This window comes from Streptomyces sp. NPDC059256 (assembly GCF_042753785.1).
GTDB lineage: Bacteria > Actinomycetota > Actinomycetes > Streptomycetales > Streptomycetaceae > Streptomyces.
Window position 1 is genome coordinate 665,786 of the sequence record NZ_JBHYZO010000002.1, and the last position, 25,081, is coordinate 690,866.

A 25,081-nucleotide genomic window follows, 5' to 3' on the forward strand; every position below is an offset into this window, starting at 1 on the left:
TCTAGATATCCAAAGGAGTGCACATGTCCGCTCTAGCGTCCGGCCTGCTCGGCTCACTGGACCCCACCAGCGACCGAGCCGTCTTCCGGCAGATCGCCGATCAGCTGCGGGAAGCCATCGACAAGGGGCGATTCGCCGAGGGGGCCAAGCTGCCCTCGGAGTCCGAATTGGTGGAGCATTTCAGCGTCTCCCGGATGACGGTCCGCAACGCGCTTTCCATCCTCCAGAGTGAGGGCCTGGTCTCGTCCGAACACGGCAAGGGCGTCTTCGTCCGGCCTCGGCCGCCGGTTCGCCGTCTCGCCTCGGACCGATTCGCCCGCCGTCACCGGGAACAGGGGAAGTCCGCCTTCATCGTGGAGGCCGATGCGGCTGGCAGTCACCCTGAAGTGGACAACCTGGAAGTGAAAGAGGAGCGTCCGACCCCTGATATCTCGGCTCGGCTGGGAGCTCCCCGCAAGGTCCTGGCTCGGCGCCGTCGCTATCTGCTCGACGGACGGCCGGTTGAGTTCGCCGTCTCGTATCTGCCGCTCGACCTCGCCCGCGACACCCCGATCGCCCAACCCAACCCGGGGCCTGGCGGCATCTACGCCCGGCTGGAAGAACTCGGCCACACCCTCGACCACTTCGAGGAAGAGATCAAGGCCCGGATGCCCTCGCCGCAGGAGGTCAGGACGCTGCGGCTCGCTGCCGGTGTGCCTGTCTTCCATCTCGTCCGTACCGCCTTCGACACCAAGGGACGGGCGGTGGAGGTCTGCGACACGGTCATGGCGGCGGATGCGTACGTACTGAACTACCAGCTGCCCGCCACTTAACCGGCCTGTGCGCACGGGATGCTGACGGACCCTCGGGGAATCGATCGCGGCGAACTCGTACACACGAAAACGCCAACTCGTATAGACGAGTGGTCAAGAGGTATGGCACTCTGGGCCTCGTTCCTGCTGAACCCTGCATCCCGATGCATCTTGTCTAGACGACTAGATGCATTGAGATAGTCCCCTGAGGAGACATCCCGTGCGTTCCATCCGTGTTGACACCTCCACCGCGACGATCCTGCTGACCGAGATTCCTGAGCCCAAGGTCCGCGACCGGCAGACCGGTGAGATCGCCAAGGATGCCGAGACCGGTGAGGCGTTGATGAAGGTCGGCGTCGTCTACATCGACGAAGGCGAGTCCGCCCTGGTCCACGTCACCATTCCCGAAAGTGGCATCACACAGGGGCTGACCCTGGGCGGCCTCGTCTCGCTGCCCGGCCTGATCGCCCGGCCATGGGAGTCCGTGTTCAACGGCCAGGCACGGCACGGCATCGCCTACCGAGCCGCCGCGCTGACCGCCGGTGCGACGGTCGGTGCCGGTGTCTGAGATGCCCGGTCCGCCGACGCTCGCCCTTCTGGGCTGCCTCGTCGTCGCACTCGGCGGTGGGGCGGTCTGGGCCAAGGCCCGTTATCCGGCCCTGTACTGGTTGGTTGTGGGCCTGCCGCTATCAGTCGTCCGGGTCCTCATCTCGTACGGGTCGGTCATGGACTCCTGCGGCCTGGCGGTCGCTCCGTCCCGGCTGCGGGTCCTGGTCGTCACCGCGGCAACCCGGCGAGAGGTCCGGCCGGTGCCACCTCGGCGCGGACTAATCAGACCGACCACGACCGGAATGCGGTTCCGCGTCCGGCTCGCACCTGGCCAGGAACCTGCGGACTTCGCCGCCTCGACGGAGCGGCTTCGGCACGCGTGGGGCGTCCACGCGGTGCACGTCGCCCCCGTCAAGCCCGGTGTGGTCGAACTGCGCCTGGTGGGCTTCGACCTCCTGCGGAACGTCCGAATGCCCAAGGCCGTGGCGATGAAGCCGCTGTGCGTACCGGTCGCCCTGCGGGAGGACTCCCTTCCCTTCGTACGGGACTACCTGACCATTCCCCACCAACTCACCCTCGGCGCGACCCTGTCGGGCAAGTCGATGTACCTGCGGAACCTGATCGCCGGACTTGCCACTCAGCCGATCGCCCTCGTCGGCATCGACTGCAAGCGGGGCGTCGAACTGGCTCCCTTCGCTCCCCGGCTCTCCGCCCTGGCCACCGACCCGGACCAGGCCGCCGAACTCCTGCCCGTACTCGTCCAGGAAATGGAAGACCGGTACGACCTGATCAAAGCTCGGCAAGGGTCCAGCTCCGGCGTGACGGGGGAGTGCGCCGCGTCGGATATCTGGGGCCTGGCCGAGTATGAACGACCGGTGCCGATCGTGCTGTTCGTCGATGAGGTGGCGGAACTCTTCCTGACGGCTACCAAGAAGGACGAGGAACGGCGGGACGAGATGGTCACCCAGCTGATCAGGCTCGCCCAGCTCGGCCGTGCGGCCGGCATCTATCTCGAAGTCTGCGGGCAGCGCTTCGGCGCCGAACTCGGCAAGGGCGCGACCATGCTCCGGGCCCAGCTGACCGGCCGAGTCTGCCACCGCGTCAATGATGAAGCCTCGGCCAAGATGGCCCTGGGCGACATCGCTCCTGAGGCCGTCATGGCGGCCTGCTCCATCGCCCCTGAACGCCCTGGGCTCGCTGTCGCGGGAGACACCTCCGGTGGCTGGACCCGCATTCGTACTCCGTACCTCGCACTTCAGGACGCTGCCGCCGTCTGCCGCGATACAGCCGCCCTGGCACCGAACCTACCTGCGCTGAGCCGCTTCCGGCCTGTCATGCCGTGGATTCCCGGGCAACCTCCGATGCCGCTGAGCAAGCCGCACCCCGTCACCCACTGACCACCCATGCGCCAACTCCCTACCCCCGCCATGCCCAAATCCGATTGGAGGGCTCCGCCATGCGTCATCACCTGGCCAAGATCGACGCCGTACTGATCCAAGCCGTGATCGCTGGTGCACTGTCCTTCGCCCATCTGCACGACCTGGCTGAAGCCGCGGGACAGGGCGGCTGGAAGGCGTGGGCCTATCCGATCTCGGTCGACCTCCTGCTTGTGGCGGCCTGGCGTCGGCTGCGTTCGGGGCACTCTGCCGCCTCCGGGTGGTGCTGGTTCCTCACCGCGCTGGCGGCCTCCCTCGGCGCCAACATCGCCACCGCGGGACTCCTGGACCTCAGCGATGTGCCGGACTGGCTCCGCATCCTCGTTGCCGGGTGGCCTGCGGTCGCCTTCCTCGGCGGGACTCTCCTCGCTCACCAACCGAAAACTGCTCAACCCATTGCGGAATCGGAGCCTGAGCCCGGTCCGGAACCCGATGTGCAGCCAAGCCCCGACGCTGTCCCCGCTGCCCTGCTGGATCACGCCCGGAAGGTGGCCACCGCCCACCAGGACCGGACCGGCCAACCCATCGACGGCGCAACCCTCCGCGCCCGCCTCGGCGTCCCGCAAGCGCTCGCGGACCGGATCGCCACCCAACTCACCTGAAAGGCCACGCATCCATGACGCCCAAACGCTTCCGTGACCTGGCCCGTATCGGACCCGTGCACGTCGGTACCTCGTACGACCACCGGGGCCGCGAACGACACACCGCAGCCTGTACGGCTCCCCGCTGCGGATTCTCCGCCGACTACGCATCCCGCTCCGCCGCTGAGCTGGCCGCCCGAACTCACCGCTGTGCCATTCGCTGACAGGAGGTCCCGACCGTGAACGTCTCCCTGCCGCTCGTCCTGATCCTGGGCGTCATCGCCTGGGGCGCGATCAAGTTCCTCGGCGTCCGCCTCTGGATCGTGGTCGTCATCGCGCTGTTCGGCTTCTACCTCAGCGAAACCGTGCTCGCCCCCGCCATCGACTCCGGCACCCGGACCGGTGTCGACATCGTGAATGGCACCGACCGCCGCTGAGCGGCCCACCGGGACGGCACCGATACCGCCAAGCATCCGCCGTCCCGGCGGGCCTTCCCCTTCGCCCGACACACACGTCAGAACAAGGAGAAGCACCATTACTACCGGAACCACCGCGGTCCCACTCAAGGAACTGGGCGCACTCGCTACCTTCGGCACTCTGCCCGCTCTGGCTCGTCAGCTTCGCGGCCTGGGCGGCTGCCTCCACCCGATCCGCCTCGACGGCCACCGCACGGAACACCGACTCGATACCTCGTCGGGGGAGATCGGTGCGGTGTTGCATCGCCTGAACTCTTCGGATCTACCGGCGGGGAGTCTGCTGGTGCGGTGCAACAACCGGCGAGCCACTCGTTGTACGGCCTGTGCTGAGGTGTATCGGCGTGACACCTTCCAGCTGATCACCGCCGGTCTACGGGGCGGTAAGGGCACTCCGGAGCAGGTCTCCTCGCATCCTCGGGTGTTCGCCACGTTCACCGCACCCGGCTTCGGCCCAGTCCACAACCGGCCCAACGGCCGACCGTCCTGCCGGTGCGGCACCAACCATCCGGCCGACGATCCCGCCCTCGGCACACCGCTCAACCCGTCCACCTACGACTACGAAGCCGCGGTGCTGTGGAACGCTCATGCGGGGATGTTGTGGCGGCGGTTCTCGATCTACCTGCGCCGTGAGATCGCCAAGCGGGCCGGACTCACTCAACGGGACTTCCGGCATGTGGCCCGAGTTTCGTTCGCCAAGGTTGCCGAGTATCAGCGTCGCGGGGCTGTGCACTTCCATGCCGTGATCCGCCTCGACGGCCCGGACGGCGACACCACTCCACCCCCGGCTTGGGCTACTGCCGAACTCCTCACCGACGCGATCCAGGCCGCTGCCCGTGCTGCCCGAGTCTCCGGGCCGGTTGTCGATGGACGTGCTCACCGGTTCGCGTTCGGTCGGCAACTCGACGTCCGTACCATCCGCGGCAGCGACTTCACGGGTGGCAGTGAGCTGACTGATCGGGCGGTCGCCGCCTACATCGCCAAGTACGCGACCAAGGGCGCCGAGACCGCGACGGGCACCCTCGACCGCCCGTTGCGGTTCGTCGCCGAGCTTGCCCAACTCGACCTGACCGATCACGCACGCCGCATGATCCGCACCTGCTGGACCCTCGGTACACGCAAAGACCTGGCGGAGCTACGCCTCCGGGCCTGGGCCCACATGCTCGGCTTCCGCGGCCACTTCTCCACCAAAACCCGCCACTACTCCACCACCCTGGGCACCCTCCGCCATGCCCGCGCCGAATGGCGACGCCTGCAAGCAATCCCGGAAGGCCAGTCCGAGGAAACGACCTACGTCCTCGCCCACTGGGCCTACGCCGGAACCGGCCTCAACGCGATCGAGGAATGGCTAACCTCCACCCTCACCCCCACCCCCGGCACGGAAGGAGAACAAACCCATGGCTGAGCGCTTCCTCAGCGTCGCCCAGGTCGCCGAACGCCTCGGCACGACCGAACGCTTTCCCCGTCGCCTGGTCGCCGAACGACGGATCACCTTCGTCAAGGTCGGGCGGCATGTGCGCATCTCCGAGCGAGTGCTGACCGCGTACATCGATGCCAACACGGTTCAGCCGCTCGTCCGCCGCCGGTCGAAGCGGTACGGGAGGGCTGCCTGATGGGAAACAAGAAGGGGAGTCGTCGCCGTTTCGGGTCTGTGCGTCAGTACCGTTCTGGCCGGTGGACTGCGAGCTATCTCGACAAGAGCGGGCAGGAGCATCGCGCACCGGAGACTTTCGCGACCAGTTCGGCCGCAGAGATCTGGCTCTCTCAGGTTGAGGCAGACCTGACGCGCGGAGACTGGCGTGACCCCGATGCGGGTGCGATCAACTTCAAGGCTTACGCGCTGGACTGGGTTGCCGAACGCGGGCTGTCGCCCACCACGGAGGAGTTGTACCGCCGACTCCTGCGGCTGCACATCCTGCCTGCCTTCGCTGACCTGGACCTTGATGAGATCACCGCTCCTCGCGTTCGCAGCTGGCGGGCTGAACGGCGGAAGGCGACGGGCGAGACGACAGTGGCCAAGTCGTACCGGCTACTCAAGGCCATCATGGAGACGGCTACGGACGATGAGCTGATCCGCCGCAACCCCTGCCGGATCAAGGGGGCGGGCAAGGAGTCGTCCGCCGAACGGCAGATCGCCACCGTGGACCAGGTCGACGCGCTCGCTGACGCCCTCGGGCCTCGCTGGCGACTGATGGTGTATCTCGGCGCGTACGGTCCGATGCGCCCGGAGGAACTGGCCGAGCTGCGATGCAAAGACGTCGACCTCGATGTGATGACCATCCGGGTGCGCATGGCAGCGCCCGAGTTGGCGACCGGTCGTCGTGCTCTTGGCGATACCAAGTCAGACGCTGGTAAGCGGCTCGTCGCCCTGCCGGCCTTTCTGCGGACTGACCTCCGGCGACACCTTGACTGGTACGCGGAGAAGGGTCCGGACGGGCTGCTCTTCGTGGGGGAGCGGGGCAAGCCGTTCCGGCGGTCCACCTTCGGGCGTAAGTGGCGTAGGGCTCGTACGACGGTCGGTCTGCCGGGAGACTTCCGTTTCTACGATCTTCGTCACACCGGCCACACTCTCGCGACCCGCTCCGGCGCGACCCTCAAGGACACGATGGTGCGGGCCGGGCAGTCGTCGGAGAAGGCCGCGCTGATCTATCAGCACTCGGATCTTGAGCGTCAGCAGGAGGTCGCTGGCGGGCTCGATCGTCTGGTGCGGACGGCTCGACAGAAGAGCCGTGACCGGCCTTCTGGTGCGAATCTGGTGCGCGACCCCTGAAGTGGTCTAGACAACAAGAAAGGCCCCGGTCTCTGACCTGGGCCTTCTTCGTGGAGCGGGTGACGAGAATCGAACTCGCGCTCTGAGCTTGGGAAGCTCATGTTCTACCATTAAACTACACCCGCGCAATCGACTGCTCACTCGCAGTCGCAACGCCGCTCACTCTACCCCATTCCCGGCCCCCGGCGTGTGAAGCCGGTGGGTCTTTTGTGGTTCGGTGGGGGTGATCGGGATGCGGGGCAAGGGAGTTGGGGCGTACCGTGGCGGCTCGGAGTGCCGGTCGTGGTGTCGGGTGGTTGATCCCCTAATGTGGTCGTTCGTCCGCATTCTCTGGGGAAGGGACTCGATGGACTTGATGGAGCGCACCGTCGTCCGCTGTGCCGAAGGGCATGTCTTTGCCACCGCCTCGTTTCCGATGCAGCAGCTCGGTGCTGCGCGGATCGGGCCCGGGCGGCTTGTGCGGTGTCCGCGGTGTGCGCGGCTGCGGAGTGTCGTGCCGGTGGAGTCCGCCGCCAAGCGGTAGGTGGCCATGAGGGTAGGCGCGCGGAGTCGTCCGAGTGGGGCGGGTCCGCGCGCTCTGCGTATCCTCGGGGGGTGCTTCTCTCAGACAAGGACATCCGGGCCGAGATCGACGCAGGTCGTGTGCGTATCGATCCCTACGACAAATCTATGGTGCAGCCCTCCAGCATCGATGTGCGGCTCGACCGCTACTTCCGGGTGTTCGAGAATCACCGCTACCCCCACATCGACCCTGCTGTCGAGCAGATCGACCTCACGCGTACCGTCGAGCCGGAGGGGGACGAGGCGTTCATCCTCCACCCCGGTGAATTCGTGCTCGCATCGACCTATGAGGTCATTTCGCTGCCCGATGACCTCGCCTCTCGTTTGGAGGGGAAGAGTTCTCTCGGTCGGTTGGGATTGGTTACCCATTCCACCGCGGGCTTCATCGATCCGGGATTCTCCGGGCATGTGACCCTGGAACTCTCGAATTTGGCGACGCTGCCCATCAAGCTCTGGCCCGGGATGAAGATCGGGCAGCTCTGCATGTTCCGGTTGAGTTCTCCCGCCGAGTTCCCGTACGGCAGTGAGCGCTATGGCTCCCGCTACCAGGGACAGCGGGGGCCGACGGCGTCCCGTTCGTTCCAGAACTTCCACCGGACGCAGGTGTGAGCCGTGGGTGACGTGCGGGAGAATCTGACGTACGAGAAGTTCGGCGGCGCGGTTCGGGAGCTGGCGCAGACCATCGCGGATGACGGCTACGAGCCCGACATCGTGCTCTCCATTGCGCGGGGTGGTGTGTTCGTCGCGGGTGGGCTGGCCTACGCGCTCGATTGCAAGAACATCCATCTGGTCAACATTGAGTTCTACACCGGAGTGGGGACCACTCTGGAAATGCCCGTGATGCTCGCTCCCGTGCCGAACGCGATCGACTTCTCGGACAAGAAGGTTCTGATCGCCGACGATGTCGCGGACACCGGTAAGACGCTGAAGCTCGTTCACGATTTCTGTGTCGACCATGTCGCGGAGGTTCGCTCCGCCGTGATTTACGAGAAGTCGCACTCGCTCGTGAAGTGTGAGTACGTGTGGAAGCGTACGGACGACTGGATCAATTTCCCCTGGAGCGTGGAGAAGCCCGTCGTTCGCAGACAGGGGCAGGTTCTCGATTCATGAGTGTCGGTCCTGCTGAGGGCCGCCGCCCCAACGGCTGAGGGCAGTGAAGCCCAACAGTTGAGGGCGGTGGAGCCCAACGGTTGAGGGCGGTGGGGCCTGAGCGGGATTCACCAGGGACAGCGAATGCGAAAGGGCCCGTCCGGCGAATCGGACGGGCCCTTTCAGCGGTTCTTCGAGGGATCAGAGGGTTCCCAGCTTGATGATCGACAGCAGTGCGATGAGCTGGATCGAAGCCGCGCCCAGTGCCTTCGGCCAGGGCAGGTCGTGCGACCTGCTCACCATCAGGGTGAAGAGGGCGCCCGCGCCCAACCAGGTCGCCCAGCCCAGTAGTTGGACCAGGGAGTTCTCGCCGCCCAGGAAGAGGGCGAACAGCAGTCGCGGCGCATCGGTGATCGACATGATCAACATGGAGAGTCCGACGGTCGGCTGCCAGGCTCCGGTGCCGCCGAGCTGGCGGGCGAGCGTATGGGTGACCGCGCCCAGGATGAAGCCGGCGATCACCAACGCGACACCCGTGGTCAGCACGTACGGGACCGCCGATGAGAGCGTCGCGTTGATCGTCTCTTCGCGGGCCTTGTCGAAGCCGAAGATGGCGAGCAGGCCGTACACGAAGGTCACGACCAGCGCCGGACCCCATACTGCGTAGTCCCGCATCTGCCAGAACGTCGCCTTGGGGCGCAGCACGATCCCGCTCAGCAACTGCTTCCAGTGCAGCCGGGGACCCGCTGGGGGCGCGGGCGCGTTGCCGGCCTGGTAGGTCGCTCCGTCGCCGTAGGGGTCGTCGATGCTGAACGCCCGGGTGTGACCCGCGCTGTTCGCGTACGGGTCGTGCTGAGGGGGCCCACCGTGCTGACCGCCGTGGTGCGGGTCACCGAAGTACTCCGGCTCGCCGTACTGCGGTTGACGGCCCTGTGGGCCTGCGCCCTGGGGCCACTGCGGCGGCTGCTGTGGCTGCCGCGCATACGGCGGCTGGCCGCCGCCACCCTGGTGGGGTGGTGGTGCCTGTCGAGGTTGCTGCTGCTGCGTGCGGTTGTCCCGGCCGCGTCCGATCCTGAATCCAGCCACGCCTTTGAACGTACCCGTTCGATCCGTGCGGAGTACCGGCGCACAGTGGTGAGCGCACCCTTTGCGGCCGACCTGTGACATCCCTTAGGGGAACCCTGGGGGGCCTGCCCCAGGTCCCCGGGGTGCCCGTGGGCCTCCGTGGGCCTCAGCGGAGGAAGATCGCGGTGCTGAAACTCACGAGCGGCTCCGTGGCCTTCCTTCGCGTTCCGTACAGCGCGACCACGTCCGTCCGCTCTTTCTGATGTGTACGGACCACCACATCGCGGCGTTTGTCCCCGTCGAAGTCGGCGTACCGCAGGAAGTCCGTCTCCCCGCCCGCCGGCGCGGGCGCGGCCGGGGGCTTGAGTGCCTTCGTACGGTAGGGGCCGCCCGCTTCGGCAGGGCCGCGGAGGCCGCCGAGGAGCAGGGTGCCGGTGAATGCCTGGCCCACCTGCGGGGGGCGTTGGGTGATCACCAGATCGTCGTAGCCGTCGTCGTTGACGTCGGCGTCGCCGGCCGGTGCGGCGAGCGCGGCGCCACCGTCGGGGATCGGTGCGGGTGCGGCCTTGGGGGCCCCGGCCCTGGTGAAGGGGCCGCGCAGATAGCTGATGCGGCCGGCCGATGCGGTGACCGCGAGGTCCGCGCTGCCGTCACCGTCGAAATCGCCGCAGATCGGGTTGTCGGGCCACTCGTCGCCGTACCGCGCCCGGTCCGGGATGCGCAGGACCACGGCCTTGCCGCCGATGCCGTCCGGGGAGCCGAAGAGCAGTTGCAGCGGTACGGGCGGGCGGCCGACTCCGTTGTACGGGGGGTCGGTGGCGACCACGAGGTCCGCGAAGCCGTCCCCGTCGAGGTCGCAGGAGACCTCGGCGTCGAAGGCCGCGGGGAGCACGCCTTCGATGGGCGCTGCGTTCTCCCGCACGGTGAGTAGACGGTTCACGGCCGGATCGAGGGCGCGCGGCCCTTCGGTGCCGTAGACGATGCCGATGCCCGCATCGTCTCCGTGGCTGTCCTGCTCGTCCTTGACCAGGTCATTCAGGACGAGGTCGCGGTGGCCGTCGCCGTTGAAGTCGTCGGGGAGCTTGCTGCCCTTGCCCTGGGGGATCGGTAGTTGGGGGGCGGGCGTCCGGCTCGCGGTCGGTGGTGCGTCGCCGTTCTTGGCCGACTGATCGGGGTCGTCGGTGGCCGAGCAGCCCACCAGAAGCGTGAGGCAGAGGGCTGGGGCGACGGCCCGGACCATCGCTTTCGCCCGTGCTGTGGGGGCGGGACGGTAGTGGATCAACGCACCGGCCGACCGCCCTTCCCTCGTACGCACCCCGGTCCACCCAGCTCCTGCACCTGTTGCCACGACATCCGTCCCATCTCCGTTTCGCCGCCCCATGATGCTCCGTCGTGCGAACGTCCGTACAGCCGGGAGTCCATGGACGCGTGGGCGGCTGTCGTTCTGGGTGGAGGGGATCCACTACGGGTGAAGTGGGGTCATTGCGGGTTTTATTGAGTGAGGTGGTCTTTGTTCTGAATGCCAGGAAGGGTGGCGCCGTCATGGTTCGCCGGGGTGGGAGCCGGGGTGGGAGCCGGGGTGCCGCGGCTCCCCATCGGTGCCGGGGCAGATGAGGAGCGGCCGGCACCGCCCTGAGGCAGTGCCGGCCGCTCCACACCAGCGGAACTCGACAGCGGATGGCAACAGCTGGAGCCAACGGCGATCAGGCCGTGGCCTTACTGCACCGGCTCCGGTTCCGGTGCGTCCGTCGGTGCCTTCGGGGCTGCCGGTGGGTCGGACGGGGGAGCCTTCACCGAGTCGAGGAGCAGCTGTGCCACATCCACGATCTGGAGGTTCTCCTTGGCCTCGCCGCTGTTCTTCTTGCCGTTGATGGAGTCGCTCAGCATGACCAGGCAGAAGGGGCAGGCGGTGGAGACGATGTCCGGGTTGAGGGAGAGGGCCTCGTCCACGCGGTCGTTGTTGATGCGCTTGCCGATGCGCTCCTCCATCCACATCCGCGCGCCACCTGCACCGCAGCAGAAGCCGCGTTCCTTGTGGCGGTGCATCTCCTGCTGGCGCAGGCCGGGGACGGCGGACATGATCTCCCGCGGCGGGGTGTAGACCTTGTTGTGCCGGCCGAGATAGCACGGGTCGTGGTAGGTGATCAGCCCGTCGACCGGGGTGATGGGCAGCAGCTTGCCCTCGTCGATGAGGTGCTGGAGCAACTGGGTGTGGTGGACGACCTCGAACTCGCCGCCCAGCTGCGGGTACTCGTTGGCGATGGTGTTGAAGCAGTGCGGACAGGTGGCGACGATCTTCTTCGCCGACTTGGGCTTGCGCGTCGACTCGTCCTCGTCATCCTCGCCGAAGGCCATGTTCAGCATCGCGACGTTCTCCTGGCCGAGCTGCTGGAACAGCGGCTCGTTGCCGAGGCGGCGCGGTGAGTCGCCGGTGCACTTCTCCTCGCCGCCCATGATCGCGAACTTGACGCCCGCCATGTGCAGCAGTTCGGCGAACGCCTTGGTGGTCTTCTTGGCGCGGTCCTCCAGGGCGCCGGCGCAGCCGACCCAGTAGAGGTACTCGACTTCGGTGAGGTCCTCGATGTCCTGGCCGACGATCGGCACCTCGAAGTCGACCTCCTTGGTCCATTCGACGCGCTGCTTCTTCGCCAGACCCCAGGGGTTGCCCTTCTTCTCCAGGTTCTTGAGCATCGTGCCCGCCTCGGAGGGGAACGCGGACTCGATCATCACCTGGTAGCGGCGCATGTCGACGATGTGGTCGATGTGCTCGATGTCCACCGGGCACTGTTCGACGCAGGCACCGCAGGTGGTGCAGGACCACAGCACGTCCGGGTCGATCACGCCGTTCTCTTCGAGGGTGCCGATCAGGGGGCGTTCGGCCTCCGCGAGTGCAGCGGCCGGTACGTCCTTGAGGGCCTCGGCGGATGCCTTCTCCTCGCCCTCCATGGTCTTGCCGCCGCCGGCCAGCAGATAGGGGGCCTTGGCGTGCGCGTGGTCGCGCAGGGACATGATCAGCAGCTTGGGGGAGAGCGGCTTGCCGGTGTTCCACGCGGGGCACTGGGACTGGCAGCGACCGCACTCGGTGCACGTGGAGAAGTCGAGGATGCCCTTCCAGGAGAAGTGCTCGACCTGGGAGACGCCGAACACGGCCTCTTCCGCGCCCTCCTCGTCGTCGAAGACCGTCTCGAAGTCGATCTCCTTGCCGTGCGACACCATCGGCTGGAGCGGGCCGAGCGCGGAGGCGCCGGTGGCGTTGCGCTTGAACCAGATGTTGGGGAAGCCGAGGAAGCGGTGCCAGGCGACGCCCATGTTGGTGTTGAGCGAGACCGTGATCATCCAGATCAGCGAGGTCCCGATCTTGATCATTGCGGTGAAGTAGATCAGCGTCTGGAGCGTGGGGACGCTCAACCCGTCGAACGCGAGGACGAGGGGGTACGAGACGAAGTACGCGGCCTCGTAGCCGTCCACGTGGTGGATCGCGCCTTCGAGTCCCCGCAGGACCAGGATGGCGAGGCCGATGATGAGGATGACGTACTCGACGAAGTACGCCTGCCACGCCTTGGAGCCGGTGAAGCGGGACTTGCGGCCGGCGCGCGAGGGGAGGTTGAGCAACCGGATCGCCATCAGCGTCAGGATGCCGACGACGGTCATCAGACCGATGAACTCGATGTACATCTCGAACGGCACGAAGCCGCCGATGACGGGAAGCATCCAATCGGCCTGGAAGAGTTGGCCGTACGCCTGGGCCAGTGTCGGCGGCAGGGTGAGGAAGCCGATCGCGACGAACCAGTGGGCGAAGCCCACGATGCCCCACCGGTTCATCCGGGTGTGCCCCAGGAACTCCTTGGCCAGGGTGATCGTGCGCCCTCGGGGGTTGTCGGTGCGGCTGCCTGCGGGCACGGGCTGGCCGAGTTTGACGAAGTGGTAGATCTGCGCGACGGCTCGGGCGATGAGCGCAACGCCAACCACGGTCAGGACCAGCGACACGATGATCGCGGCGAGTTGCATTTCGGGACTCCTCGGGCCTGCGAGGTCGGGAAAGGTCCAGCGGGACGACCGCGAAGGGGCGGCCCACGGGACAGGTACCCGCATACTACTAAGCGGTAACTTATTCGATTCGTGCTGAGCGTACCCAGTTCTGCCGTCGCACTGTAGTTACCGGGTCGGTGATCTGTGTCGCTCAGGCAAGCCTTGCCCGACCGTGTTCCCGGTGGTCGGGGGCGATGCGCGGGCCTCGACCGCGTACGCAGGCGGGCACGGTCCGCAGCAGGATCATCAGGTCCAGACCCAGCCAGCATTCCTGCGCGTAGTGCAGATCGAGGATCGCCATCTCCTCCCAGGGCAGCCCCGAACGCCCGCTGATCTGCCAGAGGCCGGTGATTCCCGGACGTACGGCCATTCGGGCGCGATCCGGGCAGGTCGCCGCCTTCTGCGGGGGGAGGGGGCGCGGGCCCACCAGGGACATCTCGCCGCGGACCACATTGACCAGTTGGGGGAGCTGGTCGAGGAAGTGGTGGCGCAACCTCCGTCCGAGCGGTGTCGACGGCGATGCCTGGAAGGCCAGCATGTCGAACGGTGTGCCTCCAAGGCCCAGCCGCCGTCTGCGAACGAGGGCGGGTCCCGGGCGGCTCACCCGAACGGTCGCGCCGACGGAGAGCAGTAGTGGGGACAGAAGGGTGAGCAGGGTGAGGGCGCCGACGAGGTCGAGGGCCCGCTTCGCGGGTGCCACCGTCTGTCGGTCGGGCATGGCGTGCCTTTCCCCTCGTTCGGTGGGCCCCTGTCTGGGCTGCCCGGGCCTTACCGCCGGTCCGTCCTTGAAGCTGCACGGCCCGTCTGCCGGTCCGTCCATGAGCTGTGGCCGTCCATGAGCTGTGGCCGTCCGGTCGCCACTATCGGATCATTTATGGATATTGCGGGCATGACTCTTGCAGATGGTGCGGGAGGGGTTGCTGCGCCACGCCTATGAAGGCCGGGAGAGGGAAGCTGCACATAAGCGCTGGATAAAAGTTGAGTGGGGTGGACTCAGGTCTGTTGACTCGTTCGCAGGGTTCGTGCATCCTTGAGCCAGATCCACTCAAGTAGTCAGCTGGAGGAATTGACATGGCACGTGCGGTCGGCATCGACCTGGGCACGACTAACTCCGTCGTCAGCGTTCTGGAGGGCGGCGAGCCCACCGTCATCACCAACGCCGAGGGTGCCAGGACCACGCCGTCCGTCGTCGCCTTTGCGAAGAACGGTGAGGTGCTGGTCGGCGAGGTCGCCAAGCGTCAGGCGGTCACCAACGTCGACAGGACCATTCGATCGGTCAAGCGCCACATGGGCACTGACTGGAAGATCGAGATCGACGGCAAGACGTTCAACCCGCAGCAGATGAGCGCCTTCATCCTGCAGAAGCTCAAGCGTGACGCCGAGGCGTACCTGGGCGACAAGGTCTCCGACGCGGTGATCACCGTTCCCGCGTACTTCAACGACTCCGAGCGTCAGGCCACCAAGGAGGCCGGTGAGATCGCGGGCCTCAACGTCCTGCGCATCGTCAACGAGCCGACCGCCGCAGCCCTGGCGTACGGCCTCGACAAGGACGACCAGACCATCCTCGTCTTCGACCTCGGTGGCGGCACCTTCGACGTCTCGCTGCTGGAGATCGGCGACGGCGTGGTCGAGGTGAAGGCCACCAACGGTGACAACCACCTCGGTGGTGACGACTGGGACCAGCGTGTCGTCGACTACCTGGTGAAGCAGTTCGCCAACGGCCACGGCGTGGACCTGGCCAAGGACAAGATGGCCATCCAGCGTCTGCGCGAGGCGGCGGAGAAGGCGAAGATCGAGCTGTCCTCCTCCACGGAGACGTCGATCAACCTCCCGTACATCACCGCGTCCGCCGAAGGCCCGCTGCACCTGGACGAGAAGCTCACGCGCGCCCAGTTCCAGCAGCTGACCGCTGATCTGCTGGACCGCTGCAAGACCCCGTTCCACAACGTCATCAAGGACGCGGGCATCGCCCTGTCCGAGATCGACCACGTGGTGCTCGTCGGTGGTTCCACCCGGATGCCCGCCGTCGCCGAGCTCGTCAAGGAGCTGACCGGCGGCAAGGAAGCCAACAAGGGTGTGAACCCGGACGAGGTCGTCGCCATCGGCGCCTCGCTCCAGGCCGGTGTCCTCAGGGGCGAGGTCAAGGACGTCCTGCTCCTCGACGTGACCCCGCTGTCCCTCGGCATTGAGACCAAGGGCGGCATCATGACCAAGCTCATCGAGCGGAACACCACGATTCCGACGAAGCGCTCCGAGATCTTCACCACGGCCGAGGACAACCAGCCGTCCGTGCAGATCCAGGTCTACCAGGGCGAGCGCGAGATCGCGGCGTACAACAAGAAGCTCGGGATGTTCGAGCTGACCGGTCTGCCGCCGGCCCCGCGTGGCGTCCCGCAGATCGAGGTCTCCTTCGACATCGACGCCAACGGCATCATGCACGTGACCGCGAAGGACCTGGGCACGGGCAAGGAGCAGAAGATGACCGTCACCGGTGGCTCCTCGCTGCCGAAGGACGAGGTCGACCGGATGCGCCAGGAGGCCGAGCAGTACCAGGAGGAGGACCACCGCCGCCGCGAGGCCGCCGAGACGCGGAACCAGGGCGAGCAGCTGGTCTACCAGACCGAGAAGTTCCTCAAGGACAACGAGGACAAGGTCCCCGCCGATGTGAAGACCGAGGTGGAGACCTCGATCACCGAGCTGAAGGAAAAGCTCAAGGGTGAGGACGTCGCGGAGATCCGCACCGCCACCGAGAAGGTCGCGGCCGTCTCGCAGAAGCTGGGTCAGGCCATGTACGCCGACGCCCAGGCGCAGCAGGCCGCCGGCGGTGGCCAGGGTGACGCTGCGGGCGCGCCCGCGGACAGCGCGGACGACGTCGTCGACGCCGAGATCATCGACGACGACAAGGACACCAAGGGTGGTGCCGCGTGACGGAGGAGACTCCGGGATTCGACAAGCACGGTGAGCACGACGCGCACGACGAGCACGAAGTGAACGACCCGAGCGAGGCGAATTCCGCCGGCACCGAGGCAGATGGCGCCGCGTCCGACGACACCACCGGGACCGACGTCCCCGCCGACAAGGCGGGTGCGTCGGCCCCGGCGGGGGACGCAGCCAAGGTCACGGCCCTGACCGCGCAGCTGGACCAGGCACGCACCGCGCTCACCGAGCGCACGGGCGACCTCCAGCGGGTCCAGGCCGAGTACCAGAACTACCGCCGTCGGGTGGATCGGGATCGGATCACGGTCAAGGAGATCGCCACGGCGTCCTTGCTGACCGAACTGCTTCCGGTCCTGGACGACATCGGGCGTGCCCGGGAGCACGGGGAGTTGGTGGGCGGCTTCAAGTCCGTCGCCGAGTCCCTGGAGACCTCGGTCGCCAAGATGGGACTCCAGCAGTTCGGCAAGGAGGGCGAGCCCTTCGACCCGACGATCCACGAGGCGCTGATGCACAGCTACGCGCCGGACGTCACCGAGACCACATGCGTCGCGGTGCTCCAGCCGGGGTATCGCATCGGCGAGCGGACCATCAGGCCCGCTCGGGTCGCGGTGGCCGAGCCCCAGCCGGGAGCGGCCGGCGGCAAGGACGAGGCGGCGAACGACGAGGAGAGCGGTGGCCCGGACGAGGGCTGACGCGTTGACAGCAGTGACGGTTCGGAAGGAGGGACGTCGATGAGCACGAAGGACTTCGTCGAGAAGGACTACTACAAGGTTCTCGGCGTCCCCAAGGACGCCACCGAAGCCGAGATCAAGAAGGCGTACCGCAAGCTCGCCCGCGAGTTCCACCCGGACGCCAACAAGGGCGACGTCAAGGCGGAGGAGCGCTTCAAGGAGATCTCCGAGGCCAATGACATCCTCGGCGACCCCAAGCGGCGCAAGGAGTACGACGAGGCGCGCGCCCTCTTCGGCAACGGTGGCTTCCGACCCGGGCCCGGCGCTGCCGGCGGCTCGTTCAACTTCGACCTGGGTGACCTCTTCGGGGGCGCCCAGGGCGGACCCCAGCCCGGGGCCGGTGGAGCCGGTGGCTTCGGCGGCGGGCTGGGAGATGTCTTCGGCGGTCTGTTCAACCGCGGTGCGGGCGGCCCGGGCACCCGGGTCCAGCCGCGCCGCGGCCAGGACATCGAGTCCGAGGTCACGCTGAGCTTCACCGAGGCGGTCGACGGGGCCACGGTTCCGCTGCGGATGTCCAGCTCCGCCGCCTGTGCGGCGTGTGCGGGCACCGGCGACAAGAACGGCTCGCCCAGGGTGTGCCCGACCTGTGTCGGCACCGGGCAGGTCTCACGCGGCGGCAGCGGGTCCTTCTCGCTGACCGACCCGTGCGTGGACTGCAAGGGTCGCGGGCTGATCGCCCAGGACCCCTGCGAGGTCTGCAAGGGCAGCGGGCGGGCCCGCTCCTCGCGCACCATGCAGGTCAGGATTCCCCCGGGCGTCTCGGACGGGCAGCGCATCCGGCTGCGCGGCAAGGGCGCACCCGGAGAGCGGGGCGGTCCCGCGGGAGACCTCTATGTCGTGGTGCACGTCGGCGACCACCCGGTCTTCGGCCGCAAGGGCGACAACCTCACGGTCACCGTGCCCGTCACCTACCCGGAGGCGGTGCTCGGCGGCGAGGTGAAGGTGCCCACGCTGGGCGGCCCCCCGGTCACCCTGAAACTGCCCGCGGGGACACCCAACGGGCGGACCATGCGAGCACGCGGCAAGGGAGCGGTCCGCAAGGACGGCACCCGCGGGGACCTGCTGGTCACCGTCGAGGTCGCGGTTCCCGAGGAGCTGAGCGACAAGGCGAAGGAAGCGCTGACGGCCTACCGCGAAGCCACCGTGGACGAGGACCCGCGGGCCGAGCTGTTCCAGGCCGCGAAGGGAGCATGAGATGGACGGCCGGGCCGGACGCAGTCGTAACCCGTATCAACTGACCGACGAGTCACCCGTATACGTGATCTCCGTTGCAGCCCAGCTCTCCGGTCTACATCCGCAGACCCTGCGGCAGTACGACCGGCTGGGTCTGGTCTCGCCCGACCGCACGGCCGGGCGGGGCCGTCGTTACTCCGCCCGTGACATCCAACTCCTGCGCACCGTCCAGCAGCTGTCGCAGGACGAGGGCATCAACCTGGCCGGGATCAAGCGCATCATCGAGCTGGAGAACCAGGTCGCGGCGCTCCAGTCCCGAGTGGCGGAGCTGTCCGCCGCGGTCGAGGGCGCTGCTGCGGCGATGCAGCAGCGCGAGGCCCAGGTCCATGCTTCGTACCGGCGCGACCTGGTGCCGTATCAGGACGTCCAGCAGGCGAGCGCCCTGGTGGTGTGGCGACCCAAGCGGGTCGACTAGCCCCTCGGGTGCGGGTACGGGTACGGGCGCGGGCGCGGGTATGGCGTTTTGGCGCCCTCCTTGCCCCTAGGCGAGGGTCATGCACGGCCCGCGTTGCCTTTGCCGTCCATCAGTCGTGGCCGCTTTCGCCCGGTTCCTTGAGGGGTTCGCCCCCGGGGCCGGGCTTTTGCGTTGGCGAATAGATGGCGTCGGGGGCGGGCATCGAACGTCGGGTGCGTGGGCGGGCGCGTGGGGTCGGCGGCCGGTGCCTCGCTCGTTGTGCGGGGTACGGGTTGTACGGACCGTCCGTGGGTGCGCGAGGCCAACGGAGCTTCGTACGGAGCGCACGAGCGGGTGCGCCACCTCCACCACCTCCACCTCCACCGACGCCCCGACCGCCCAGCCCCTCGACCTCTCATCGGCGGTTGTTCCGCGCGGGTCACCCACGGGTCACGCACGGGGCCGTCCGCCCGGTGGAGAACGGCCTTGGGGGCGGCTTACGTCACTGAGGGTGGCAGCGAGCGGGCCCCACGCCGGCCGACCCTTCGGGGCTCGTTGTTCGCGGAGAGTAGGAGGGCCCGGGGAGAGAAGACCCCGTGGAGGGCTTCCCTGCGGGTTCCACCGGCCTTGCCCGCTTTGGGGCGCCCCCTGGTGGCAGTCCTGCCCGATAGGCCCTCAGAAGGGCGCCTAAGCCCCCGGATGCAACCTCCGTGCCCATAGGAGCCGTTGGCTGCCCCAAGGGGCCGGTCTGCGGCCGTATGCCCACCGGCACGGCGCTCGGGCGGTGCGACGGATGACCCGCCGTGGCTCCTTCGGCTCGGCCGGCGCCGGCTTCGCGCGATCCGTCCCTTCCGTCCCCTCCGTCCGGCCCCCGTCCGCTGATGTTTGCCGCGCTCCTCCGGCACTCCGCCGAGCGCCCCTCGCGATGTCGCGAGAAGCGCTCGACCGGTGCCCGTCGACTCATCCGCCGCGCCCGTCATTCTTGAGCCGGGGAGCGATGGTTTCAGGTCGAACTATGAAGACCTTGTCCTCCTCTTACGCGCCCATATATCGGACATTCATCAGGAATCGTGATCCAGAATCCCCGATTGGGCGATCAAGAAGCCGAGTTGGGTACGGCTGCCGCTCCCGAGCGACGACCCGAGTTTGGCGATGTGGGCCCGGCAGGTCCGCACGTTCATCCCCAGGCGGCGGGCGATGGCCTCGTCCACGTGGCCCTCCACCAGGAGCTTGGCGATGGAGCGCTGGACGCCGGTGATGCCGTCCAGGTCGGGACCGTAGGACACGGGCTCCTCCCACGGCAGTCCGTGCAGCCAGAACTGCTCGAACACCCCGACCAGGTACTCCACGATGCCCTTGTGTCGCAGCTCAAGTGCCGAGAGCCGATCGCTGCTCGCCGGGATGAACGCCACCTTGCGGTCCACGATGATCAGCCGGTCGATTATCTCCTCCAGCGTGCGCACCTCCACGCCCGACGGCCCGACCTTCTCCATGTAGGCGAGCGTGGCGGGGTGGTGGCGCGCGGTGTGCTGGTAGAGCGTGCGCATCCGTACTCCCCGCTCGATCAGGGGCTCCACCCTGCGCAACGCCTTCTCCAGGATGTGCGGCTGTCGACCGCTCCCGGGCTGCACCGTCAGCAGCTCCTCCGTGCAGTCCGCAGTGACCTGGTCGAGGGTCGTGTTGATGCGGTTGAGGCCCTCAAGGACGGTTATCCCTTGCGGCACGGTGGAATTCTGAGCGGTGAAGGCCATGAATGGCTCAAGTGCGTCGGTCAGAGCGACCGTTCGTCGTCGCCGCTCTTGGATCTCACGCTCAATGGGGTGTATCAGCTGTGTCAGCGCGGTCGTTGGTGGGACCGGACGCAGCCATTGGGCGTCGTCGGGATCAGGGTGCAGCAGGGCGAGGTCAAAGAGACAAGGTGCGGGTTCCGCTTCTGACCGGGCGATTCTCCCGGTGCGCAGAGCGGTGATGTACAGACGTTTCCCCACCTCGCACAGCTCACCGTCTGTGTGAGGGTGTCCGGATTCGCCCCCATTCGACGTCATATGCACCCCCTCAGGCTCCTGCAATTCAGGAACATGATGCCTGCCGTCGCTGGTGCAAGCGTTCGGAGTGAGACATCGTCTTATGCGCGGGGGAGGAGGAATGATCAAAAGAGGTGGAGATCACCCATGTCTAGGACGCTACGTGCTCTTTGTGCTCTTGCCATAACGGCGGCCACGCTAGGCGCGGTGGCCTCCGGTGAATACTCCTGGGACAAGCCGGGTACCGCGGTGACCCACGCGGAGCCCTCCTGGGGTGCTGCTCCACCCAGTGGTGCGGTCACTCTTGGTGAGCCCTCCTGGGGCGGCAAACCACCGGCTGTCGCCGGTGTGTCCTCTCGGAGTGTCACTTCGAACAACGGCACAGAAGCATGACCGTTCCACCGGACGACCGGGTCTTCCGGCGTGAGATGGCTACGGCATACCGCTCGGGGTGGCATTTCATCGACCTCGTCACGGCAATCCCCCACCGTGGCGACTCGTTGATGGTCACTTTGTTCGGAGAGCCGATCGTCGTGGCGCGCGAGGAGGACGAGGACGTCCGCGCATACCGGTGCCTGCGCAGGCCCCGCGGAGCGCCGCAGCCCGTCCGGTGCGCCATCCGGTACGGAATGATCTTTGTCAACCTCGACCAGCGCGACCAGCAGATGGTCGAGCCCGACACCACCACCGCCACCCCCCGCAGTGCCTGAGCGATTCCCCCGTCGAAAAAGATCGCTCGGGTACTTCCCCCACACAGTGGTGCCATCGCGGACCTGAAACGCGATGGCACCACTGTGCTTTTCCCGTGGGCCCGTCCGCCAAGGACGGGCCCACGGTGCGTTCCGTTCCGCCTCCGTGGGCCCGTTTGGCTGTGCACAGCTCGGGCATCGGCCGTGCGGAGGTCGCCCGGGTGCCCGGGGTGGACGGCTCCGAACGGCGGGAGCCGTCGATGCCTGCTGGCCGGGTGCGAGCATGCGCCCCCCGATGTGAGCCGGGCGTGAGTCCCGGTGGTCCTACCCTCTGGCACGCACCGGGCGGGCAGGGCGTTCAATCGAGTCGTCAGCGGGCTTCATGGACGGCGGTCGACTTTGTGGGTGGCGGTCGACTTTGTGGACGGCGAGGTCAAGAGCGGCGGGTTCAAGAGGAGCGCGTCAGGCGCGCCCGAGCGCCTTGTCCACCGCGATCTCGATCAGCACCCGGTCCGGGTTGGGCCCGGGCGTCCGCCCGTAGCGCTCCGCGTATCGCCGTACCGCGTCCGCGACCAGCTCCGGTTCCGTACGGACCCGTGCCAGGCCCTCCAGGGTCGCCCAGCGGGCGCGGTCGAGCTGGCACACGGCCACCCGGGCCCCGTCCGCGCCTCCGCCGGCTTCCGCTTCTTCCGCCGATCGGAGGACATGGGCGATCTTTCTGCTCTGGCGATTGGTGATCACTCGTGCCAGACGCTGATCGTGGTCGTAGGTCACGCCCACCGGTACGACATGAGGACTACCGTCCGGTCGCAAGGTCGTCAGGGTGCACAGATGGCGCTCCTGCCAGAACGCCAGATACTCGGGGCTGAGGTGGGATAGGTCATGGGCCATGCGTACAGCGTAGTTGCGCTCCGTGATCGACCATGGCTCGGGATGGCGGGATGGCAAGTGGCTGGCGCAATGAGGTTGAGTGGAATACGCTCAACTTTATGCAGGTTGTATGAGTCAGTGCTAGTGACTGTTAAGGATGAAGCGATACCTGCACGGAGGAGAGAGCGCGCGTGGACGCCGAGCTGACCAACAAGAGCCGGGAAGCGATCAACAACGCCACCAGTCGGGCCGTGACCGATGGGCACCCCGATCTGACGCCTGCGCATCTGCTGCTGGCCCTGCTCGCCGGCCAGGAGAACGAGAACATCATCGATCTGCTGGTCGCGGTCGAGGCGGACCAGGCAGCCGTGCGCGCCGGGGCCGAACGGCTGCTGGCCGGACAACCGAGCGTCACCGGCTCCACCGTCGCGCCTCCGCAGCCCAACCGTGAGTTCCTCGCCGTCATCGCGGATGCGGCCAAGCAGGCCAAGGAACTCGGCGACGACTACCTCTCCACCGAGCACCTGCTGATCGGCCTCGCCGCCAAGGGCGGACAGGCCGGCGAGGTGCTGGCCGCGCAGGGCGCGAGCGCGCAGCGGCTGCTGAACGCATTCGAAACCGTACGGGGAGGCAGGCGCGTGACCACCGCGGATCCGGAGGGCCAGTACAAGGCGCTGGAGAAGTTCGGTACGGACTTCACGGCGGCTGCCCGGGAGGGCAAGCTCGACCCGGTCATCGGCCGTGACCAGGAGATCCGCCGGGTCGTCCAGGTGCTGTCCCGGCGCACCAAGAACAATCCGGTCCTCATCGGAGAGCCCGGTGTCGGCAAGACCGCCGTCGTGGAGGGACTCGCCCAGCGCATCATCAAGGGTGATGTGCCCGAGTCACTGAAGAACAAGCGGCTGGTCTCGCTCGACCTCGGAGCGATGGTCGCAGGTGCAAAGTACCGCGGTGAGTTCGAGGAGCGGCTGAAGACCGTCCTGTCCGAGATCAAGGGCAGCGACGGCCAGATCATCACCTTCATCGACGAACTCCACACCGTCGTCGGCGCGGGCGCCGGCGGCGACTCGGCCATGGACGCCGGCAACATGCTCAAGCCGATGCTGGCCCGCGGTGAACTGCGGATGGTCGGCGCCACGACACTCGACGAGTACCGGGAGCGGATCGAGAAGGACCCGGCGCTGGAGCGCCGCTTCCAGCAGGTGCTGGTCGCGGAGCCGACCGTCGAGGACACCATCGCGATCCTGCGCGGGCTCAAGGGCCGCTACGAGGCCCACCACAAGGTGCAGATCGCGGACTCCGCGCTGGTCGCCGCCGCGACCCTCTCCGACCGGTACATCACCTCGCGGTTCCTGCCCGACAAGGCCATCGACCTCGTCGACGAGGCGGCCTCCCGGCTGCGCATGGAGATCGACTCCTCGCCCGTCGAGATCGACGAGCTCCAGCGGTCCGTGGACCGGCTGCTGATGGAGGAGATGGCCCTCAAGAACGAGTCGGACCCGGCGTCCAAGCAGCGGCTGGAGAAGCTGCGCCGCGACCTCGCCGATAAGCAGGAGGAACTGCGCGGTCTGACCGCCCGCTGGGAGAAGGAGAAGCAGGGCCTCAACCGTGTCGGCGAGCTGAAGGAGAAGCTGGACGAACTGCGCGGACAGGCCGAGCGGGCCCAGCGCGACGGCGACTTCGACTCCGCCTCCAAGCTGCTGTACGGGGAGATCCCGACCCTGGAGCGGGAGCTCGCCGAGGCGTCCGAGGCGGAGCGCGAGGCGGCCAAGGACACCATGGTCAAGGAGGAGGTCGGCCCGGACGACATCGCCGACGTCGTCGGCTCCTGGACCGGCATCCCGGCCGGGCGGCTGCTGGAGGGGGAGACCCAGAAGCTGCTGCGGATGGAGTCCGAACTCGGCCGCCGGCTGATCGGCCAGTCCGAGGCGGTCCGTGCGGTCTCCGATGCGGTACGGCGCACCCGTGCCGGCATCGCCGACCCCGACCGGCCGACGGGATCGTTCCTCTTCCTGGGCCCCACCGGTGTCGGCAAGACCGAGTTGGCGAAGGCCCTGGCGGACTTCCTCTTCGACGACGAGCGGGCCATGGTCCGCATCGACATGTCCGAGTACAGCGAGAAGCACAGCGTGGCCCGCTTGGTCGGCGCGCCGCCCGGATATGTCGGCTATGAAGAGGGCGGCCAGCTCACCGAGGCGGTGCGCCGTCGCCCCTACAGCGTGGTCCTGCTCGACGAGGTGGAGAAGGCGCACCCCGAGGTCTTCGACATCCTGCTCCAGGTGCTCGACGATGGACGCCTCACCGACGGCCAGGGCCGCACGGTCGACTTCCGCAACACGATCCTCATCCTCACCTCCAATCTGGGCAGCCAGTATCTGGTGGAGCCCTCGACCAGCGAGGACGAGAAGAAGCGCCAGGTCCTGGAGGTCGTACGCGCGTCGTTCAAGCCCGAGTTCCTCAACCGGCTGGACGATCTCGTCGTCTTCTCGGCACTCAACCGCGACGAGCTCGAACTGATCGCGAAGCTCCAGATCGAGCGGCTCGCCAAGCGTCTCGCTGAGCGCCGCCTCACCCTGGAGGTCACCGACGCCGCGCTCGCCTGGCTGGCCGACGAGGGCAATGACCCGGCGTACGGGGCACGCCCGCTGCGCCGGCTGGTGCAGACGGCCATCGGGGACCGACTGGCCAAGGAGATCCTCTCGGGCGAGGTCACGGACGGGGACACCGTGCGGGTGGACCGCGTCGACGACGGGCTGATCGTGGGACCGGTCCCGGTCAAGAGCCTCTGAGGGCGGTTTCGGGCAGCGCCGGCGGTATGGGGCGCGAACGGGTCAGCTCAGAGCGGATACCTGTGGATAG

At 67.5% G+C, this 25,081-nt stretch carries 23 protein-coding genes and 1 tRNA gene; 17 read left to right on the top strand and 7 right to left on the bottom strand.

The window, feature by feature from the left end; translation table 11 throughout:
- The first annotated feature begins 23 nt into the window (after positions 1–23).
- From ACFXJL_RS07375 to ACFXJL_RS07415, 9 genes are all read left to right on the top strand, one after another.
- The gene (locus ACFXJL_RS07375; RefSeq protein WP_384690095.1) at positions 24–812 is read left to right on the top strand and encodes a GntR family transcriptional regulator; all 789 of its coding nucleotides are present in this window, start codon (positions 24–26) and stop codon (positions 810–812) included.
- Between the two features lie 199 nt (positions 813–1,011).
- Complete coding sequence (locus ACFXJL_RS07380) at positions 1,012–1,359, top strand: hypothetical protein (protein WP_384690098.1); 348 nt, start codon at positions 1,012–1,014, stop codon at positions 1,357–1,359.
- Between the two features lies 1 nt (position 1,360).
- The gene (locus ACFXJL_RS07385) at positions 1,361–2,737 is read left to right on the top strand and encodes an FtsK/SpoIIIE domain-containing protein (protein ID WP_384690341.1); all 1,377 of its coding nucleotides are present in this window, start codon (positions 1,361–1,363) and stop codon (positions 2,735–2,737) included.
- 59 nt (positions 2,738–2,796) lie between these two features.
- Complete coding sequence (locus tag ACFXJL_RS07390; RefSeq protein ID WP_384690100.1) at positions 2,797–3,378, top strand: DUF2637 domain-containing protein; 582 nt, start codon at positions 2,797–2,799, stop codon at positions 3,376–3,378.
- A 14-nt stretch (positions 3,379–3,392) separates the two neighbouring features.
- Positions 3,393–3,581: a mobile element transfer protein gene (locus tag ACFXJL_RS07395; protein WP_384690103.1), complete on the top strand. Its 189-nt coding sequence runs from the start codon at positions 3,393–3,395 to the stop codon at positions 3,579–3,581.
- Positions 3,582–3,596: 15 nt separating this feature from the next.
- Positions 3,597–3,794: a hypothetical protein gene (locus tag ACFXJL_RS07400; RefSeq protein ID WP_329020331.1), complete on the top strand. Its 198-nt coding sequence runs from the start codon at positions 3,597–3,599 to the stop codon at positions 3,792–3,794.
- A 160-nt stretch (positions 3,795–3,954) separates the two neighbouring features.
- Complete coding sequence (locus ACFXJL_RS07405; RefSeq protein WP_384690343.1) at positions 3,955–5,235, top strand: replication initiator; 1,281 nt, start codon at positions 3,955–3,957, stop codon at positions 5,233–5,235.
- The gene (locus ACFXJL_RS07410) at positions 5,228–5,443 is read left to right on the top strand and encodes an excisionase family DNA-binding protein (RefSeq protein WP_384690106.1); all 216 of its coding nucleotides are present in this window, start codon (positions 5,228–5,230) and stop codon (positions 5,441–5,443) included. The genes ACFXJL_RS07405 and ACFXJL_RS07410 overlap by 8 nt, the downstream gene beginning before the upstream one ends.
- The gene (locus ACFXJL_RS07415) at positions 5,443–6,600 is read left to right on the top strand and encodes a tyrosine-type recombinase/integrase (protein ID WP_384690109.1); all 1,158 of its coding nucleotides are present in this window, start codon (positions 5,443–5,445) and stop codon (positions 6,598–6,600) included. Before ACFXJL_RS07410 ends, ACFXJL_RS07415 begins: the two co-directional genes overlap by 1 nt.
- A gap of 51 nt (positions 6,601–6,651) precedes the next feature.
- Here ACFXJL_RS07415 and ACFXJL_RS07420 read toward each other — a convergent pair.
- A tRNA-Gly gene (locus ACFXJL_RS07420) sits at positions 6,652–6,725 on the bottom strand.
- Between the two features lie 469 nt (positions 6,726–7,194).
- On the opposite strand from ACFXJL_RS07420, the gene dcd reads away from it, so the two are divergent.
- Both dcd and ACFXJL_RS07430 read left to right on the top strand, forming a co-directional pair.
- Entirely contained in the window at positions 7,195–7,770 is a 576-nt protein-coding gene (dcd, locus tag ACFXJL_RS07425) for a dCTP deaminase (RefSeq protein ID WP_358876721.1), read from the top strand.
- 3 nt (positions 7,771–7,773) lie between these two features.
- Positions 7,774–8,271, top strand: coding sequence for a phosphoribosyltransferase (locus ACFXJL_RS07430; protein ID WP_329021562.1), 498 nt, complete (start codon positions 7,774–7,776; stop codon positions 8,269–8,271).
- A gap of 180 nt (positions 8,272–8,451) precedes the next feature.
- On the opposite strand, the gene ACFXJL_RS07435 is transcribed toward ACFXJL_RS07430, so the two are convergent.
- The 4 genes from ACFXJL_RS07435 to ACFXJL_RS07450 form a co-directional block, all read right to left on the bottom strand.
- On the bottom strand, positions 8,452–9,417 hold the full coding sequence (locus tag ACFXJL_RS07435) for a Yip1 family protein (RefSeq protein WP_384690112.1): 966 nt from the start codon (positions 9,415–9,417) through the stop codon (positions 8,452–8,454).
- 64 nt (positions 9,418–9,481) lie between these two features.
- Positions 9,482–10,555: an FG-GAP repeat domain-containing protein gene (locus tag ACFXJL_RS07440; RefSeq protein ID WP_384690346.1), complete on the bottom strand. Its 1,074-nt coding sequence runs from the start codon at positions 10,553–10,555 to the stop codon at positions 9,482–9,484.
- A gap of 476 nt (positions 10,556–11,031) precedes the next feature.
- Entirely contained in the window at positions 11,032–13,323 is a 2,292-nt protein-coding gene (locus ACFXJL_RS07445) for a heterodisulfide reductase-related iron-sulfur binding cluster (RefSeq protein WP_384690115.1), read from the bottom strand.
- Positions 13,324–13,495: 172 nt separating this feature from the next.
- Positions 13,496–14,062, bottom strand: a complete 567-nt coding sequence (locus tag ACFXJL_RS07450) for a sugar transferase (RefSeq protein ID WP_384690118.1) — start codon at positions 14,060–14,062, stop codon at positions 13,496–13,498.
- A 353-nt stretch (positions 14,063–14,415) separates the two neighbouring features.
- On the opposite strand from ACFXJL_RS07450, the gene dnaK reads away from it, so the two are divergent.
- Genes dnaK through ACFXJL_RS07470 form a run of 4 tightly spaced genes read left to right on the top strand, consistent with a single transcriptional unit; the run spans position 14,416 to position 18,660 of the window.
- Positions 14,416–16,272 carry a molecular chaperone DnaK gene (gene dnaK / locus ACFXJL_RS07455; protein ID WP_384690121.1) on the top strand — a complete coding sequence of 619 codons (1,857 nt, stop codon included), beginning with the start codon at positions 14,416–14,418 and terminating at the stop codon, positions 16,270–16,272.
- The gene (grpE, locus tag ACFXJL_RS07460; RefSeq protein WP_358876714.1) at positions 16,269–16,973 is read left to right on the top strand and encodes a nucleotide exchange factor GrpE; all 705 of its coding nucleotides are present in this window, start codon (positions 16,269–16,271) and stop codon (positions 16,971–16,973) included. The genes dnaK and grpE overlap by 4 nt, the downstream gene beginning before the upstream one ends.
- A 39-nt stretch (positions 16,974–17,012) precedes the next feature.
- Positions 17,013–18,206: a molecular chaperone DnaJ gene (gene dnaJ, locus ACFXJL_RS07465; RefSeq protein WP_358876713.1), complete on the top strand. Its 1,194-nt coding sequence runs from the start codon at positions 17,013–17,015 to the stop codon at positions 18,204–18,206.
- 1 nt (position 18,207) lies between these two features.
- Entirely contained in the window at positions 18,208–18,660 is a 453-nt protein-coding gene (locus tag ACFXJL_RS07470; RefSeq protein WP_329021572.1) for a heat shock protein transcriptional repressor HspR, read from the top strand.
- A gap of 1,040 nt (positions 18,661–19,700) precedes the next feature.
- Here ACFXJL_RS07470 and ACFXJL_RS07475 read toward each other — a convergent pair.
- Positions 19,701–20,684: a helix-turn-helix transcriptional regulator gene (locus ACFXJL_RS07475; protein ID WP_329021573.1), complete on the bottom strand. Its 984-nt coding sequence runs from the start codon at positions 20,682–20,684 to the stop codon at positions 19,701–19,703.
- Between the two features lie 368 nt (positions 20,685–21,052).
- Between ACFXJL_RS07475 and ACFXJL_RS07480 the strand changes: the two genes are divergently transcribed.
- On the top strand, positions 21,053–21,373 hold the full coding sequence (locus ACFXJL_RS07480; RefSeq protein ID WP_153486448.1) for a (2Fe-2S)-binding protein: 321 nt from the start codon (positions 21,053–21,055) through the stop codon (positions 21,371–21,373).
- A gap of 441 nt (positions 21,374–21,814) precedes the next feature.
- On the opposite strand, the gene ACFXJL_RS07485 is transcribed toward ACFXJL_RS07480, so the two are convergent.
- On the bottom strand, positions 21,815–22,243 hold the full coding sequence (locus tag ACFXJL_RS07485) for a pyridoxamine 5'-phosphate oxidase family protein (RefSeq protein ID WP_358876712.1): 429 nt from the start codon (positions 22,241–22,243) through the stop codon (positions 21,815–21,817).
- 170 nt (positions 22,244–22,413) lie between these two features.
- Here ACFXJL_RS07485 and clpB point away from each other — a divergent pair, with 170 nt between their 5' ends.
- Positions 22,414–25,011 carry an ATP-dependent chaperone ClpB gene (clpB, locus tag ACFXJL_RS07490; protein WP_358876711.1) on the top strand — a complete coding sequence of 866 codons (2,598 nt, stop codon included), beginning with the start codon at positions 22,414–22,416 and terminating at the stop codon, positions 25,009–25,011.
- Positions 25,012–25,081 lie beyond the last annotated feature (70 nt).